The sequence below is a fragment of the Peribacillus sp. NPDC076916 genome (assembly GCF_050269675.1).
Classification (GTDB): Bacteria; Bacillota; Bacilli; order Bacillales; family DSM-1321; genus Peribacillus; species Peribacillus aracenensis.
On record NZ_JBNNIU010000004.1, the window covers coordinates 261,759 to 277,681 of the forward strand.

13 protein-coding genes are annotated in these 15,923 nt (G+C 42.6%); 2 read left to right on the plus strand and 11 right to left on the minus strand.

The window, feature by feature from the left end; genetic code table 11:
* The first annotated feature begins 139 nt into the window (after nucleotides 1-139).
* On the plus strand, nucleotides 140-673 hold the full coding sequence (locus ACQKFG_RS14935) for a YceI family protein (RefSeq protein ID WP_427560150.1): 534 nt from the start codon (nucleotides 140-142) through the stop codon (nucleotides 671-673).
* Between the two features lie 179 nt (nucleotides 674-852).
* Here the strand turns inward: ACQKFG_RS14935 and ACQKFG_RS14940 are convergent, their stop codons facing one another.
* Both ACQKFG_RS14940 and ACQKFG_RS14945 read right to left on the minus strand, forming a co-directional pair.
* Complete coding sequence (locus tag ACQKFG_RS14940) at nucleotides 853-1,908, minus strand: FecCD family ABC transporter permease (RefSeq protein WP_427560152.1); 1,056 nt, start codon at nucleotides 1,906-1,908, stop codon at nucleotides 853-855.
* Entirely contained in the window at nucleotides 1,905-2,909 is a 1,005-nt protein-coding gene (locus ACQKFG_RS14945; RefSeq protein WP_427560155.1) for a FecCD family ABC transporter permease, read from the minus strand. The genes ACQKFG_RS14940 and ACQKFG_RS14945 overlap by 4 nt, the downstream gene beginning before the upstream one ends.
* A gap of 180 nt (nucleotides 2,910-3,089) precedes the next feature.
* Here ACQKFG_RS14945 and ACQKFG_RS14950 point away from each other — a divergent pair, with 180 nt between their 5' ends.
* Nucleotides 3,090-4,079 carry an ABC transporter substrate-binding protein gene (locus ACQKFG_RS14950; RefSeq protein WP_349728733.1) on the plus strand — a complete coding sequence of 330 codons (990 nt, stop codon included), beginning with the start codon at nucleotides 3,090-3,092 and terminating at the stop codon, nucleotides 4,077-4,079.
* A 66-nt stretch (nucleotides 4,080-4,145) separates the two neighbouring features.
* Here the strand turns inward: ACQKFG_RS14950 and ACQKFG_RS14955 are convergent, their stop codons facing one another.
* From ACQKFG_RS14955 to secA, 9 genes are all read right to left on the minus strand, one after another.
* Nucleotides 4,146-5,369 (minus strand): PDZ domain-containing protein, encoded by a 1,224-nt coding sequence (locus tag ACQKFG_RS14955; RefSeq protein ID WP_228467567.1) that lies wholly within the window; start codon nucleotides 5,367-5,369, stop codon nucleotides 4,146-4,148.
* A 184-nt stretch (nucleotides 5,370-5,553) separates the two neighbouring features.
* On the minus strand, nucleotides 5,554-6,978 hold the full coding sequence (locus ACQKFG_RS14960) for a S41 family peptidase (protein ID WP_369619673.1): 1,425 nt from the start codon (nucleotides 6,976-6,978) through the stop codon (nucleotides 5,554-5,556).
* A 140-nt stretch (nucleotides 6,979-7,118) separates the two neighbouring features.
* Nucleotides 7,119-8,522: a murein hydrolase activator EnvC family protein gene (locus ACQKFG_RS14965; protein ID WP_427560161.1), complete on the minus strand. Its 1,404-nt coding sequence runs from the start codon at nucleotides 8,520-8,522 to the stop codon at nucleotides 7,119-7,121.
* Between the two features lie 95 nt (nucleotides 8,523-8,617).
* Nucleotides 8,618-9,511: a permease-like cell division protein FtsX gene (gene ftsX / locus ACQKFG_RS14970; protein ID WP_192207136.1), complete on the minus strand. Its 894-nt coding sequence runs from the start codon at nucleotides 9,509-9,511 to the stop codon at nucleotides 8,618-8,620.
* Nucleotides 9,501-10,187 carry a cell division ATP-binding protein FtsE gene (gene ftsE / locus ACQKFG_RS14975; protein WP_089361962.1) on the minus strand — a complete coding sequence of 229 codons (687 nt, stop codon included), beginning with the start codon at nucleotides 10,185-10,187 and terminating at the stop codon, nucleotides 9,501-9,503. Before ftsE ends, ftsX begins: the two co-directional genes overlap by 11 nt.
* Nucleotides 10,188-10,481: 294 nt before the next feature.
* Nucleotides 10,482-10,823 (minus strand): cytochrome c551, encoded by a 342-nt coding sequence (gene cccB, locus ACQKFG_RS14980; protein WP_192207138.1) that lies wholly within the window; start codon nucleotides 10,821-10,823, stop codon nucleotides 10,482-10,484.
* Nucleotides 10,824-10,872: 49 nt separating this feature from the next.
* The gene (locus tag ACQKFG_RS14985; RefSeq protein WP_427560788.1) at nucleotides 10,873-11,688 is read right to left on the minus strand and encodes a YitT family protein; all 816 of its coding nucleotides are present in this window, start codon (nucleotides 11,686-11,688) and stop codon (nucleotides 10,873-10,875) included.
* A gap of 203 nt (nucleotides 11,689-11,891) precedes the next feature.
* Nucleotides 11,892-12,990, minus strand: a protein-coding gene (prfB, locus tag ACQKFG_RS14990) for a peptide chain release factor 2 (RefSeq protein WP_228467568.1) whose coding sequence is annotated in 2 segments (ribosomal slippage) — nucleotides 11,892-12,926 and nucleotides 12,928-12,990 — 1,098 coding nt in all. Because the reading frame shifts where the segments join, the coding sequence is not laid out codon by codon here.
* Nucleotides 12,991-13,160: 170 nt separating this feature from the next.
* A complete protein-coding gene (secA, locus tag ACQKFG_RS14995; protein ID WP_427560166.1) occupies nucleotides 13,161-15,674 on the minus strand; it encodes a preprotein translocase subunit SecA in 2,514 nt (837 codons plus the stop codon).
* Between the last annotated feature and the right edge of the window lie 249 nt (nucleotides 15,675-15,923).

A 15,923-nucleotide genomic window follows, 5' to 3' on the forward strand; every position in this document is an offset into this window, starting at 1 on the left:
CACAGGGTTTTTCATGTTTTCAAAATTAAGGAAAACTTTCAGTTGACACTATTGATTTCACCTCTTATAATTACATTAAGTTAAGATATCTCAAATTAAAGATATATAAATTCAAGATTAATAATCAGGAGGAATAAACATGACAAATACAAAATGGACCATCGATCCGACTCATAGTGCTATTGAATTTTCCGTAAAACATATGATGATCGCTAAAGTAAAAGGTAGTTTTAATAAGTTTGAAGCAAGCATCCTAGCAAACCCATTGGATCTAACAACTGCAGAAATCGATTTTACCGTTGATGTGGCCAGTATCGACACACGCAATGCAGACCGGGATAATCACTTGCGTTCCGCTGACTTCTTTGATGTAGAAAACAATCCTACTTTAACATTCAAATCAACAAAGATCGTGAAAACGGATGTAGATGAATATGATGTAACTGGAAATGTGACTCTTAATGGAATCACACAAGAAGAAACTTTCAGCATCACCTTCGAAGGCCAAGGGAAAGATCCATGGGGAAATGAAAAAGCAGGATTTAGCGGAAAAGGGAAAGTCAAACGCAGTGATTATGGTCTAACCTATAACGCGGCGTTAGAAACAGGCGGAGTACTGATCGGCGATCAAATCACGCTTACCATCGAAATCGAAGCAGCTAAAGAAGCTTAATGAAAAAGAAAGCGAGCTTGCCTGCAGTTCTTTTAAGTTAGACGTTGATTTCCACTTCAGGCACTCGCTTTCCGCAGGCGGTTCGGGAGCCTCGGCACCTTTGCGCCAAACCTCTTTTGTCTACAAACAGAAGCAGCAGCCATCCCTAGGATGACTGCTGCTTTCTACATTTACCGGATTTACGAATTCCTCGTTTTATATAGTAAATAAATGAAGTATGGTGCCCCGATGCTCGCTGTGAAGACACCAGCCGGTATTTCCAAAGGTGAGAATAAGGTCCGTCCAATTAAATCCGCCACCATAACCAGGATGCCACCAAGCAAAGCTGAAGTGGGCAGTAACACTCCAAAACTCGAACCAACCAGCCTTCTGGCCATGTGGGGTGCCATTAATCCCACAAATCCTATTCCTCCGGCAAATGCCGTGGAACCGCCAATCAAGGCCGTACTGATCATCAATAATGCAAACCGCTGTTTTTGGACATGGCCCCCAAGCCCCGTTGCAAGGTCATCGCCTAGCTCCTGTAAATTAATATTCCTGGCATACAGGAAGGCGATTAACAGGAATAGTATCGTCCATGGTGCCAGTACAGCGATATTATTCCAGGTGGAGTTAGACACTGACCCCGTGATCCAAAGATTGGCCTGGCTCGCTTGATAGACTGGGCCAAGAATCATCATCATCGTAGTGAGTGCCTTCATTAAAGCCATCACCCCAATCCCGATCAACACAAGCCTTATCGGGGGAACTCCATTTTTCCAGGCTAATGAATAAACAAGAAAGGCCACGACCGTCGCCCCAATGAATGCAGCTAACGGCAGCCAATTGATGCTCACCGTCAAAGAATGATTCTTATCGCTAAAAATGGCCAGGAATCCAACGACCGCTACTGTCGCTCCTCCTGTTATCCCCAAGATATCCGGCGAAGCAAGTGGATTTCGAATCATCCCTTGAAGGATCCCTCCAGCTACAGCAAGGCCCATCCCTACCAGCAAGGCAACAATTATTCTAGGCAGGCGGAAAGATTGGATAATAAGCCGATCGCTCTCCGTCCCCCCTCCGATAAAAACCTGGAGGACACTTAACGGATTTATATTCATTTCACCCACTCCAGTACTGATTACAAACACTAGTGAAGTGACTAAAAATAATATAAAAATCACGATCATAGCTTTTCTATCCATCAAGAATGATATTTTTTCATTAAATAAACGAAAGCTCTTATATGACTTCATCGGCCGCTGAACCCCTTTCTAGCAATATAAATAAAGAATGGGGTCCCGATTATGGCTGTCATGACTCCAACCGGAACTTCTCGAGGCATCAGGATATACCTTGATATGACATCGGCCGCAATCAAAAGCACCGCCCCGAAAAGTCCAGAGAAGGGAATCACCCACCGATGATCAATACCTACTATAGAGCGGGTAAGATGCGGAACGACGATACCTATAAAGCCAATCGGACCCGCAACCGCCACTGATCCGCCAGCGAGCAGGATGATTGCCAGTCCCAGGACCAGTTTAAGGAAAACTATATTCAGTCCAAGGCCTTTCGCAACATCTTCACCCATTGATAACACATTCATTTTACCGGACATGATCAAGGCAAGGCCCCATCCTACGACAAGATAAGGCAGGACGGCAACTAAATTGTCTAGACTTCTACCGGAAACGGATCCGGCAAGCCAGAATAGGACTTGATCTAAAAGAGCCTCATTAGAAACAAGAAGACCTTGGGTAAGTGAAGCTACCATGGCCGTCATGGCTGCACCAGCCAATGTCAGCTTCATCGGTGTCAAGCCGCCGCGTCCCATGCTACCAATCATAAATATGCTTATCGTGGCTATGGCCGCCCCTATGAATGAGAGCCATGTGAATACTTGAAGATTACTTATCCCAAACACCGTGACCCCAGTGACAACAGCCAATCCTGCCCCGGCGTTGACCCCGAAGATATCCGGAGAGGCCAGGGGGTTTTTAGTTAGCGTTTGCATCAAAACCCCCGAGATGGCTAAACTTGCACCAATTGCCGAAGCAATCAGGGCACGCGGAAGTCTTACTGATTGAATGACAATGTGTTCATTCGTCCCATTGAAATGGGTAAAAGCATCGATGGCCATTTTCCATGTTGTATCAGTATAACCGTATACAATGCTTGAGCACAGTAAAAACAGCAGCAAAAGAATGGTAATGAACAGCCCCATCCATTTCTGCCATGTATATTTTAATAACATATCCAGTTACCTTTCCAATCACGTTTGTATAGTAATATTTTACTGGTCGTAATGGGATTATGTCAACGAATTTGAGAATCATTTTCATTTATATATTGACAGAAAAGTATATTCATTTTATGATGATGCTGTTAAGTGCGAATGATTATCATTCGCTTAATAATTGGGAGGGATACATAAATGTTTAGATTCAAGTCATTATTAACGATTTTTACAATATTTGCAGTCTTTCTTCTAGCAGCTTGCGGGAATTCGGATGAAAAAGCCGATGGAAATAAAGCTGACGACAAGAAAGAGGATAAAAGCTACACAATTGAGCATGCCATGGGCACTGCCAAGTTGAAAGAAACGCCTAAAAGGGTGGTCGTTTTAACAAATGAAGGTACTGAGGCATTGCTTGCTTTAGGAATTAAACCTGTTGGTGCCGTTCAATCATGGCTTGGCGACCCTTGGTACGACCATATTAAAGATGATATGGATGGGGTCGAAGTTGTTGGTGTTGAACATGAAGTTAACTTAGAAAAAATCGCATCACTGAAGCCTGACTTGATTATCGGAAGCAAGATACGCCAAGAGGCTGTTTATGATAAATTAAATGCGATCGCCCCTACCGTTTTCTCGGAAACGCTAAGAGGAGATTGGAAAGAAAACTTTAAACTTTATGCAAAAGCCTTGAACCTTGAAGAAAAAGGTAACGATGTAATTGCGGAGTTCGATAAAAACACAGAAGATCTTAAAGCTAAATTGGGTGATAAAGTAAATCAAGAAGTATCCATTGTTCGTTTCATGGCTGGAACTACTCGTATTTATTACACTGATTCATTCTCTGGAGTGATTTTCGATCAATTAGGATTTAAACGTGCAGAACAACAGAAGGAACTTTTCACTGCAGATAATAAATTAGGTAACCTTGCCATTGAGGTTGGGAAAGAAGTCATCCCTAAAATGGATGGAGATATTCTCTTCTACTTCACTTACGCTCCTGAAGGGGACAAACAGGCCCTAAGCACAGCAAAAGAATGGACGAATGATCCGCTTTGGAAAAACCTTGATGCAGTCAAAAATGGAAATGCCCATGAGGTTAGCGACGCAACATGGAATACAGCTGGCGGAGTAATTGCAGCTAATAAAATGCTGGACGATATAGAAAAGATTATGCTTGAAAAGTAATAGTTTAAAAAAGGCCTTTCTCGATACAAATCGAGAAAGGCCTTTTTATTTTATATTAATGTGTCATTAACCCACTTGTCCGCTTTCCTTTAATTGATCATCTACGAACAAGATGCCCAATTCGTAATGCTCCCCGTCAAAAAGAGCCCTTTGTACAAAACGGATCTGTTCATTGTTATCTATGACCTCAAGCTTGCAATGTGCCCGGTTTATTTGGAGCGCCCTGTATAACTCTTCTTCTTCCCTGACGACGACCCCATTTATTTTCGAAATGACCTCGCCTTTTTGCAACCCCATTTTATCTGCCGGAGATTGAGGGATAACGCCTAAGATCTGGACACCCAGCTTACTTTTCGAAAAATAAAAAGGAAGCTTTTGATCCATTGCCTTTTGGGTATGGTGCAGAATTTCACGACCAAGGATTGCTAAAACAGCCGTTATGATTGCCAATGGGGGGTACCAGTAACCAACTGCAGCCAATATGGTAATCACAATTCCCAATGCCCCTACCTTTTTGCCTTGCGCCCTAATGGCCAGTTCCGGAAGCGTCCCATGAACTTTTTGCTTAAAGCCGATTAAAATGGGCAATACGATCGGAGATAGGGACATGTCGCCGATTGAAAAAACTGGATACCATTCGAAAGGCACTGGAAGTTGTCCTCCAGGAATCATGACGAACATGGGAATTAGCCAGATTCGCTGTGAAACATACACACCTATCGGCTGCCCCCTCTTGGATACTTCCAACTGAGGAGAGACCTTTTCACTTCCATTGCCAGCAATCAAAAACCCTTCAGCAATCAGTAATAATCCTATCAAAATAACAAGTGTCGGATATACGGACCGATCCAGCTGATTAAAAGCATCCTGAAATAAAGTCAGCTGGATATCACTATCATATAAAAAGAAAAGGATAAAGAAGGTGAGTCCCACAGTATAAACGGGGGAAACAAACCTCTTTTTCATGGATAGCATGGATAAAACCGTAACCACTGCCATGATGAACAGAGCCGCCAAAGGAATGGCTAGTCCAGTAGCCAGCGTGAGGAAGGAAAGGATCAATCCCCATATCAATCCTTGAGGTAACATGGAACGCAGCTCCATGGAAAAACTGTAAATCTTCGTATTGAAATCATGGCGTTCCCGTTTAACGCGAAGATAGCCGATGAATAAACAATAGGCAATCGAAACATAAAGCAAAGGATGAAGGAAGAGTTTTCCTAATCCCATTAAGCATGCAATCAGCCAATCCGTTGTCAATTTCTTTGCACCATCCTCAACAGTAATCAAAATTTTGTCAAACTTCGTTCTGGTCAGTTACCTCCTATTCTATCAAATATGTAACCTTCATGCCTATTAAGATGCAGAAAAAGTAGCTTTATCTTAAGTTTCCCCTAAACTGCCTTCATGTTCGCAGGCGGGGCTCGATCAAATGCGAAAGAGGCACCGTTCCAAGGGGAACGGTGCCATCAATTTATTTCACTAAATAATTCAAAGCCGTGCGTAACTGAATATCATTATCTTCATCCCGGATTTTATCCAGAATGGCGGATTCCAGATGTGCTGCGGTTTTAGAGTCCAACTTACCGGTCACTTCCAGTCCAAATTGTTTTTGGAATGCCTTCACTGCAATTTCTGTACTCCAATCATAATATCCATCCTCACGACCCGGTTCAAATCCTAACCCTTTCAGAATGCTTTGCGCATACTGGATTTGTTCATCATTCATATCCCGCTGCAACACCTTCTCAATAGCCAGCTGATGTGCATCAAAATACTCCGGTTGTTTCACTTTGATTGCCGGTTCGATCCCCTTTTTATGGATCCATTTCCCTGATGGCGTCAGCCACTTATATAACGTAAGTTTAATCTTACTGCCATCACCCATTGGTACAGCTTGCTGTACAGTGCCTTTCCCGAAGGTCTTCTCACCGACCAATGGATAGCCCCCCGCCTCTTGCATCGCGCCAGCCAGGATTTCCGAGGCTGAGGCGCTGCCTTTATCCGTCAAGACAGCAACGGGATAAGCTTTTGCTTTCTTAAGGCTTGTAAAAAACGATTGTGTTTCTCCCGTTCTTTCCGCAATTTGCAAATAGGGTTTGTCTTTTGTGATAAACTCGCCAAGAATCGTTTCCACACTGGAAAGAAGGCCGCCTGGATTGCCGCGTACATCTATGACCAAGCCCTTGATTCCCTTCTTTTCCAGCCCCTTTAACTGCTTTTTGAAATCAGTCGCAGTATTTTCCGAGAATGAGGTCAACTCGATATAACCGATTTGTTCTCCCGCGACTTCCTTAATTGATGAAAATACGGTATCCAATGGGATTTCGGCACGCACCATATTGAATTCTAGAGGATTGTCCACCCCTGCCCGCTTTATTTCCATTTTGACGGGTGATCCTTTTTCGCCACGGATTTTCAGGCGTGTCTCATACAGATCCAAACCTTCTACACTCTCGCCATTCACCTTAAGGATTTGATCTTTCGGCTTTAATCCCGCTTTTTCAGCAGGTGAATCTTTGTAAGGAGAAACAATGATGACCTTACCATCTTCCATTCCGATTTCAGTCCCAATCCCTTCAAAAGAGGAGTCCAGGGTTTCATTGAATTGTTTGGCGGTCTCCTTGTCCATATATACGGAATAAGGATCCTTCAACGCTGACAGCATCCCTTGTATGGCACCCGCGACCAGTTTGGAACCGTCCACCTGTTCTACATACTGACTTACGATCAAACCGTAAGCTTGTTCAACTTTTGCCCATTCCTTATCCTTCGATATCGCTTGGCTTTCATCCTTTACTTCATTCTTGGCCGAGAAGCTTGTCCAATATATGCCCCCCACTGCTCCAATGGCTAGTGACATGATGATTGCTAGAGGAAGTACCCATTTTTTGACCATATTTATCCCCATTTCTGACCTGATATGTATTTCACTATATGAGGGGAATGGAGAGAATATGCTTATAGATAAAAGTGAAACCACACAAAAAAACAGACAAGGAATTTACCTGGTCTGTTTTTTCGTTGATATATTGGGTATTAATTAGGTATATAGTTTAATGGATTAACAGCATTTGACTTGCTATAATTCCATGGGCCTTTATGTAGTTCAAAGTGTAAATGCTGACCGAAGGAATGTCCTGTGTTACCCATGATGCCAACTTGTTGACCTTTGGCAACTACAGCACCTTCGCCTACTTGTCTAGAACTTAAGTGTGCGTACACAGTAGTCCATTGCTGACCGCCGATTGAATGTGTAACGAAGACGACGTTACCATATGTACTTGAGAAGTAAGAACGGCTTACGACTCCGTCGGCTGCCGCTACAACTGGAACCGTTCCGCTAGCAGCGATATCGATGCCGGCATGCTGTTTATTCCAGCGTTCACCCATTGTTGAAGATACATATCCTGCACTAGGTCTAGTGAAAGTACCAGATGATACAGCCGGCGCTTGACTTACATTAGACGAAGATTGTGAAGATTGTGAAGATGATGATGATGAGCTGTTGCTTTTTGCACTATATCCTGAAGAAGTGGATTGTTTTTTAGTTTCGGATGCTTGTGATGCTTGAGAAGCCGCTTGTGCTGCCGCTTGCGCAGCTTCTTGCTCTGCACGTTTTTTCGCTTCGGCTGCCGCTTTTTTACGGGCTGCTTCCAATTCAGCAAGACGTTGATGTTCTAAGCTGATGGCAGATTTGATCGCTTTTTCTTGAGCGGCAAGATTCGCTTTCTCTTCCTCTAGACCCATCTTCTCATCTTCATGCTTTTTAGTTTGTTGCTTTAATTTCTTAACCAAAGCATCCTTTTCTTGCTTCTGCTGTTTTTGCTGCTTTTGAATTTCCAATAGTTCAGCTTTTGCCACTTCTAAACTGGCTAGCTTCGTTTCTACGGCTTTTTGCTTTTCTTCCAGATCCTTTTTATCCAGCTCATGCTGCTTTAAAATATCGCGGTCGGCTTCAGCGATTGTCGCTACAGCTCCGACACGGTCAACTAAATCCCCAAAACTGGATGATCCGAATAATACTTCAAGGTAGTTCACGTCCCCGCCAGTCTCCTGGAAAGAAAGGGCCCTTTCCTTCAATACTTCATTACGTTTGGCAATCCGCTCTTTTAATACTTTAATCTCTTCTTTCAATGCCTCAATTTCTTTTTTCGTTTGAGTAATTTCAGCATTTTTGGCATCGATCTTTTTTGCGGACTCGGCAATTTTTGCTTCAAGGGCAGCGATTTGGTCTTCTGCTGTCATTTGCTTATCCTGCAGGTTATCGATTTTCTTTTCCGTATCGGAAATATTCGATTCAACACCCGAACGTTTTTCCTGGATGGATTCTTTCTGTTTTTCTAAATTCGAAATCGACTCCGCATAAACTGAAGGTGCCGCTAGAATGCTTCCCAACCCGATCATGATGGAGGCATTCATGGCAATGATATTTTTTTTCAACGTTTCATTTCCCCTTTCAACCCGTTACATCCTTGCCTTGTAACGTCTCTCTATTTATGTCTGGCTTCTTTTGGCTTTCGAGTAAAGATTCACTTTTATACTTTCAAGAACTTCCTGACGGACATCAAGCTGCCCCATATCCCGATAACGGCACCAATTACGATGAGGATGGCCGAGACTTGATAAATAAATGGATTTGCAGGCAGGAAATCTATGAATTTGAACGTGATCTGCGGTGCTGCATATTTATATAGATTGTAGTAGAGTACGGAGATCAGACCTATCGGAATGATGGAACCGAGCACTCCCAACCAGAGACCCTCCAAGAAGAATGGCCAACGGATGAACGTATTCGTCGCCCCTACCAACCTCATGATCTCAATTTCTTTTCTTCTGGCTACAATGGTAATTTTAATCGTATTCGAAATCAGGAACATTGCAGTAAATAGTAAGCCTACAATAAGAACGATTCCTATGTTTCTAGCAATATTAACAAAGCTGAATAGTTTCTCGACATAGCCTTGTCCATATTTAACGCTTTGGATATACTCCAGACCTTCGATCTGTTTTGCCACCTTGATGACATCTTGCGGGGATTTCGTTTTGATAACATAAACGTCCCTTAATGGGTTATCTTGTTCAAATGGTTTAAAAGCATCACCATTATCTCCTAAATCATCTATTAAATTAGTAAGCTCTTCATCTTTTGGAGAGAAAATCACTGATTCAATGCCGTTCATCTCCGTAATTTGCTTACCGATAGCTTTTATATCGTCATCATTCGCTGCATTATCAATATGTGCCCGAACTTCGACATCTTTCTCCACATTTCCCGCGATATGATTTAAATTCATCATGAGCACTAAAAAGACGCCAACCAATGTTAGAGTGACCGTTACTGCACTGACTGAAGCAAACGTCATCCATCCATTACGGCCAATATTTTTAAAACTTTCACGGAAGTGACGGAGCAATGTTCTAAATTTCATATCCGTAATCACCTCGATGTTCATCGCGTACTATTTTTCCACTTTCAATGGCAATGACACGTCGTTTAATATTGTTGACGATGTCCCTATTATGGGTGGCCATGACAAGCGTAGTTCCGCGTTTATTAATTTCTTCAAATATGTTCATGATTTCCCATGATGTTTCGGGATCAAGATTACCTGTAGGCTCGTCGGCTATGACTACCTTAGGATCATTGACGATCGAACGGGCTATTGCAACCCTTTGCTGCTCCCCACCGGATAACTCGGAAGGCAGCATCCTCGCTTTATGTTTAATGCCAACCAGATCGAGGACTTCCATGACTCTCTTTTTGATTTCTTCTGGTTCCTTTTCAATAACTTCCATGGCAAAAGCAACATTTTCATATGCAGTGAATGTTTGAAGGAGTTTAAAATCTTGGAATACCATACCGATATTACGGCGGAATAGAGGAACTTTCGAATTGCGGATACTTGGCAGGCTAATGCCATTGACCAAAATATTACCGCTTGTAGGCTTTTCTTCCCTATACATCATTTTGATGAAGGTTGATTTTCCGGCACCGCTCGGACCCACTACATAAACGAACTCGCCTGGCTTTATTTTCACATTGATTCCATTAATGGCAATTACGCCATTTGGATATGTCTTTTTCACATCTATCATTTCTATCATTCTAAAACCACCTAATTTGCTTGGATTATCACTATGTACCAACAGCTTTTTCGACAATTTTCACTGAAATCTGACAGGAATCTCTCTTACTTGAGCACAGAAACATTATAACATCATATTTTGTCAAATTAAGCATAAAAAATATTACAGTTTCATTTCAGTTAGTCATATATCAACATCTATGTAATAATTCCAGGATTTGGTTACTTGATAAGGGATTAAATGTGAGTTGTTTCGAGGTTTTAAAGGAGGCTAAATGAAACGTCCTGCTAAAGCAGGACGTTTCGTCGATCATTATTTATGTCCAGCAAGCCATTCAGCGACCATGCTCGCTTCCTTGCCCTGGATTATACCTTTTGGCATTCCACCTTGCCCATTCGCAATGACTTTTTCGATGTCTTCTTTCGAAAGCTTAGAACCGACCTTCGTTAAATTCGGTCCCACGCCGCCTTCAAGATTCACCGCATGACAACTTGAACATTTGTTTTCATAAATTTTAGCGGCATCACCTGCACCTGCCGTAGTCGTTTCATTATTTTCATTTGCAGGCTCTTTATCTGCAGAATCATCATTCCCGCCGCATGCAGCCAAGGCCAAAGATGTACCCAAAACTAAGGCTAACCATTTCACTTTCATCGAATTTACCCCCTCTTATTTATACCAGCACAAGAACATTATACCAATTTCAATCCAGTTTAAAACCCTCCCCGAGTACCTCCGATGCGTCCATGACAATTACAAACGCTTTAGGGTCAACGAGTTTCACCAATTGTTTCAATTTGGTGAATTCCGTCTGGTCTATTACGCACATCAAAATTGGACGAGTATCATCCGTATAGCCGCCATACCCGGAAATGCCTGTTACACCCCGGTCCAGCTCATGTATGATAGCATCCCTTACTTCCGTTTCTTTATTCGTGATAATTAATGACATCTTCGAATGGTTCAATCCAATCTGGACAAGGTCGATCGTCTTGCTTGTCACATATAAACCTATTAATGCATACAGCCCTTTTTCAATATCAAAAACGATGGCAGCACTTAAAACGATGATTCCATCAATGACAGCGACACAGGTCCCCAATGACAGATGGGTATATTTATGGAAAATCTGTGCCGCCAAATCGGTCCCCCCTGTGGAGCCCTTTCCGCGAAAGACGATCCCCAGGCCAAGTCCGACCATCATCCCCCCGCAAATCGAACCAAGCAATGCATCGTTCGTCCATGCATCCCAATCCTTTGTCAGAAATACCACTAAAGGCAGAAACAAGGTTCCAATCAGGCTTTTGGCTCCGAAATGTCTTCCAAGGATAATAAGCCCCGAAATGAACAAAGGGATATTAAAACCCCAAAGTACATAAGCCGGTTCCCAACCGAGAGTTGAATCGAGAATCGTGCTAATCCCGCTGACTCCGCCGGATGCCACCTGGTTAGGCAGTAAGAATACATTAAAACCAATGGCAATTATGGCCGAACCGACAATCACCAATCCATACTCCATTAACTTTTGAATTAAAGGGTGCTTCTTCTCCCGGTACCTTTTCTTCATTCTGCATAAGTCTCCTCGAACCATCATTATTATCTAGTATTGGCCGAACGAGGTAGGGCATCCCTTTTCAATCCTGTAAATGTCAGCCAGAAGATTCGTTATAAAGGAAATCATAAAAAAAGCCGGACCGGGGAAAGCGGTCCGACTGGCTGATCTTATAATTTTGAACGCAAGTACGCATCAATGAACATATCGATATCCCCATCCATGACTGCTCCCAAGTTTCCGGTCTCCGCACTGGTACGGTGATCTTTAACCATGGAATATGGGTGGAAAACATATGAACGAATTTGGCTGCCCCAGCCAATTTCCTTTTGCTCACCACGGATTTCATCCAATTCCGCTTGTTGCTGTTCAATTTCTCGTTGATACAATTTGGCTTTCAGCATATTCATGGCCTGGGCCTTGTTTTTGATTTGAGATCTCTCGTTTTGGCACGTTACCACGGTGTTCGTAGGTATATGTGTGATCCGGACTGCGGAGTCCGTTGTATTGATATGCTGACCACCTGCACCACTTGCCCGATACGTATCGATTTTCAAATCTTCCGTACGTACTTCTATATTGATCGTCTCATCGAATTCCGGCATGACTTCACATGAAACGAATGAAGTATGGCGTCTCCCTGAGGAATCGAAAGGGGAAATCCGGACAAGACGGTGGACCCCTTTTTCCGCTTTTAAATAACCATAGGCGTTATGGCCTTTGAAAATTAAAGTGACACTCTTGATTCCAGCTTCATCACCTGGAAGGTAATCAAGGGTTTCCACTTTAAAGCCTCTTTTTTCACCCCATCTTGTATACATACGAAGCAGCATGGAACCCCAATCCTGGGACTCCGTTCCGCCCGCACCAGGATGCAGTTCAAGGATGGCATTTTTCGAGTCATATTCTTCACTTAGTAAAAGTTGAAGTTCGAAGTCATTCATCTTTTGTGAAAGTATCGTGATTTCTTCTTCCAGCTCAGCCAAAAGTTCTTGATCATTCTCCTCTTTCACTAATTCATATGTCAAATCCAGATTTTCATATGATTCATTCAGTTCGGACAATTGATTGACCTGTTCTTTCAAAGCATTCGTTTCATTGATGACAATTTGTGCTTTTTGCTGATCATTCCAAAAATCGGGATGTGTCATCTCATTTTCAAGCTGTGCGATTCGTGCCTCTTTTTCATCTAAGTCAAAGAGACCCCCTAAAGTCCGTTAATCGTTGCGCTGTCCGTTCAAGTTCATTTCTTATTTCTGCTAATTCCATTTCTCTTCACCTCATTAAGTATGTTAAAAAAAATCCCAGAAGAGGGATTCGCTTCATTACAAATAAACCTCTTCAAACTATATGCAAGTATATTGCTTTATGCAAACTAAACATGAAAAGAGGCGGCAAGCCTTACACTTAACCGTCCCATATTCATTATACACCTAACTTTAGCCTAAATTGCCATGGCAATTCTTATATTTTTTACCGCTGCCGCATGGGCATAACGCGTTTCGGCCAACGTCTTCCTTTTTACGGGCAGGGGCTTTTTTCACTTTGCCCCCATCTTCTTCCTTCGGATTGACCGCTTGTCCTTTTATGACTTCCTTACGCTCCAAATTGTTGCGGATTTCAGCCTTCATGATGTATTTGGCGACTTCATCCTCCATTGAAGCAATCATGGCTTCAAACATTGCGAAACCTTCAGATTGATATTCACGTAACGGATCGATCTGGCCATAAGCACGAAGGTGGATCCCTTGGCGCAATTGCTCCATTGCATCAATATGGTCCATCCACTTACTATCGACTGCACGAAGAACGATTACTTTTTCGAACTCACGCATTTGTTCTTCAGATAGCTCTTCTTCTTTTTGGTCATAGCCTTCTTTCACTTTTGCTAAAATGTACTCAACCAATTCCGATTCATTTTTCCCATCCAAATCAGCTACAGTGATTGAACCTTCATTAAATAGGTTACCATTCAGGTAATCCACAAGGCCTTGTAAATTCCAGCCTTCCTCATCACCCATTGGTGCAAACGCGACAACATTCCGCTCAACGGATCCCGTAATCATCGTTTCGACAATTTCACGTAAGTTTTCACTTTCCATGACATCGAAACGCTGTTTATATATAATTTCCCGTTGTTGACGGAGAACATCATCATACTGCAGTAATTGCTTCCGTGAATCGAAGTTATTGCCTTCGACCCGTTTCTGTGCGGATTCAACGGCCCTTGTCACCATTTTACTTTGAATTGGCTGGGAATCATCCATTCCAAGGCGTGCCATCATGTTTTTCATGTTATCCGAACCGAAGCGGCGCATCAATTCATCTTCCATTGATAAATAGAATTGAGTGACCCCTGGGTCTCCCTGACGGCCTGACCGACCACGAAGCTGGTTATCTATACGCCTGCTTTCATGACGTTCCGTGCCGATGACAGCAAGGCCTCCAAGCTCCTTGACACCTTCACCAAGCTTGATATCCGTACCGCGTCCCGCCATGTTCGTAGCAATCGTAACTGAGCCTTGATTACCTGCATTCGCAATGATTTCCGCTTCACGCTCATGGTTCTTGGCATTCAAAACATCGTGAGGGATTCCTTTTTTTGATAAATAGGCGGATATGACTTCAGATGTTTCGATGGCAACCGTACCGACAAGCACAGGCTGACCCTTTTTATAACGCTCGGCGATGTCTTCCACAACAGCCTTGAACTTCCCATCAGTTGTCGCGTATATAAGATCCGCCCTGTCATCCCTGATGATATTCCTGTTTGTCGGGATCGCAATGACATTCATATTATAAATATTGCGGAATTCCTCTTCTTCCGTTTTGGCTGTCCCGGTCATACCTGAAAGTTTTTCATACATCCTGAAATAGTTCTGGAATGTAATCGTCGCAAGAGTCATGCTTTCATTTTGAATTTCAAGTCCTTCTTTCGCTTCGATCGCCTGATGGAGACCTTCACTGTAACGGCGGCCTTTCATCAAACGGCCAGTGAATTGGTCAACGATGACTATCTCGCCTTCCTGGACTACATAATCCACATCCAAATGCATGGAAACATGCGCCTTTAACGCCTGATTGATATGATGATTCAAAGTAACGTGATTAATATCGAACAAATTATCGATATTAAACGCTTTTTCAGCTCGATTCATCCCATCTTCCGTCAGCTGAACACCTTTTGTCTTTTCATCATATGTGTAGTCCGTTTCTTTTTTTAAGGTTCTTACAAACGCATTGGCCTGGATATAAAGCTGAGCCGACTTTTGTGCGGAACCGGAAATGATCAATGGCGTTCTCGCCTCATCGATCAAAATCGAATCGACCTCATCAATGACAGCAAAGTGCAGCGGGCGCTGTACCATTTGTTCTTTATATAACACCATGTTGTCACGAAGGTAATCAAAACCTAACTCATTATTTGTACTGTACGTAATATCCGCATTGTACGCCGCCTGCTTTTCTTCTTTAGAATGACTGTTCAAATTCAATCCGACGGTCAAACCAAGGAAATCATACAATACACCCATCTCGGTGGCATCACGGTGTGCCAGGTATTCATTGACAGTAACCACATGTACACCTTTACCGGTAAGCGCGTTTAAATAAACAGGCATGGTGGATGTTAAGGTTTTACCTTCCCCAGTTTTCATCTCGGAGATATTTCCATCATGAAGGGATGCCCCACCCATGATTTGAACACGGTAAGGATATAAGCCCAGAGCACGCTTTGCACCTTCACGCGCAACCGCAAAAGCCTCGACAAGCAAATCATCAACGGTCTCCCCATTTTGATAACGCTCTTTAAACTCGCCCGTTTTGGCACGCAACTGTTCATCCGATAGTGCAGCCGTCTCATCAGCCAGTGCTTCGACCTGATCGGCGATTTTTTCTAATCGTTTGATTTCTCGCTTATTCGGATCAAAAACTTTATTTAATATATTAAGCATTCAATAACGCTCCTCTATTATGGTAATGATCGTTCAATGACTAAATTCATATAAGTAAGAAGAAACACATCTTCTATTATTACTAATGCACGCTTAATTTTACCACTTCTATTCTAGAGGTACAACTTCATGTCACTTCCCTGGTATAGACCTGAATTCAATTCTTGCGAAAAACAATGGATAAATGAGGAGTAAAACTGTTAAAATAAGAGGAAGTATAAAAAATATGTTGCAAACTCCCCACTATTC

Coding starts and splice junctions, on each gene's coding strand:
- ACQKFG_RS14940 (WP_427560152.1), bottom strand. CDS start 1,908: ATGAAGTCATATAAGAGCTTTCGTTTATTTAATGAAAAAATATCATTC.
- cccB (WP_192207138.1), bottom strand. CDS start 10,823: ATGAAAGTGAAATGGTTAGCCTTAGTTTTGGGTACATCTTTGGCCTTG.
- ftsX (WP_192207136.1), bottom strand. CDS start 9,511: ATGAAATTTAGAACATTGCTCCGTCACTTCCGTGAAAGTTTTAAAAAT.
- ACQKFG_RS14960 (WP_369619673.1), bottom strand. CDS start 6,978: ATGGTCAAAAAATGGGTACTTCCTCTAGCAATCATCATGTCACTAGCC.
- ACQKFG_RS14950 (WP_349728733.1), top strand. CDS start 3,090: ATGTTTAGATTCAAGTCATTATTAACGATTTTTACAATATTTGCAGTC.
- ACQKFG_RS14945 (WP_427560155.1), bottom strand. CDS start 2,909: ATGTTATTAAAATATACATGGCAGAAATGGATGGGGCTGTTCATTACC.
- ACQKFG_RS14935 (WP_427560150.1), top strand. CDS start 140: ATGACAAATACAAAATGGACCATCGATCCGACTCATAGTGCTATTGAA.
- secA (WP_427560166.1), bottom strand. CDS start 15,674: ATGCTTAATATATTAAATAAAGTTTTTGATCCGAATAAGCGAGAAATC.
- ftsE (WP_089361962.1), bottom strand. CDS start 10,187: ATGATAGAAATGATAGATGTGAAAAAGACATATCCAAATGGCGTAATT.
- ACQKFG_RS14985 (WP_427560788.1), bottom strand. CDS start 11,688: ATGGAGTATGGATTGGTGATTGTCGGTTCGGCCATAATTGCCATTGGT.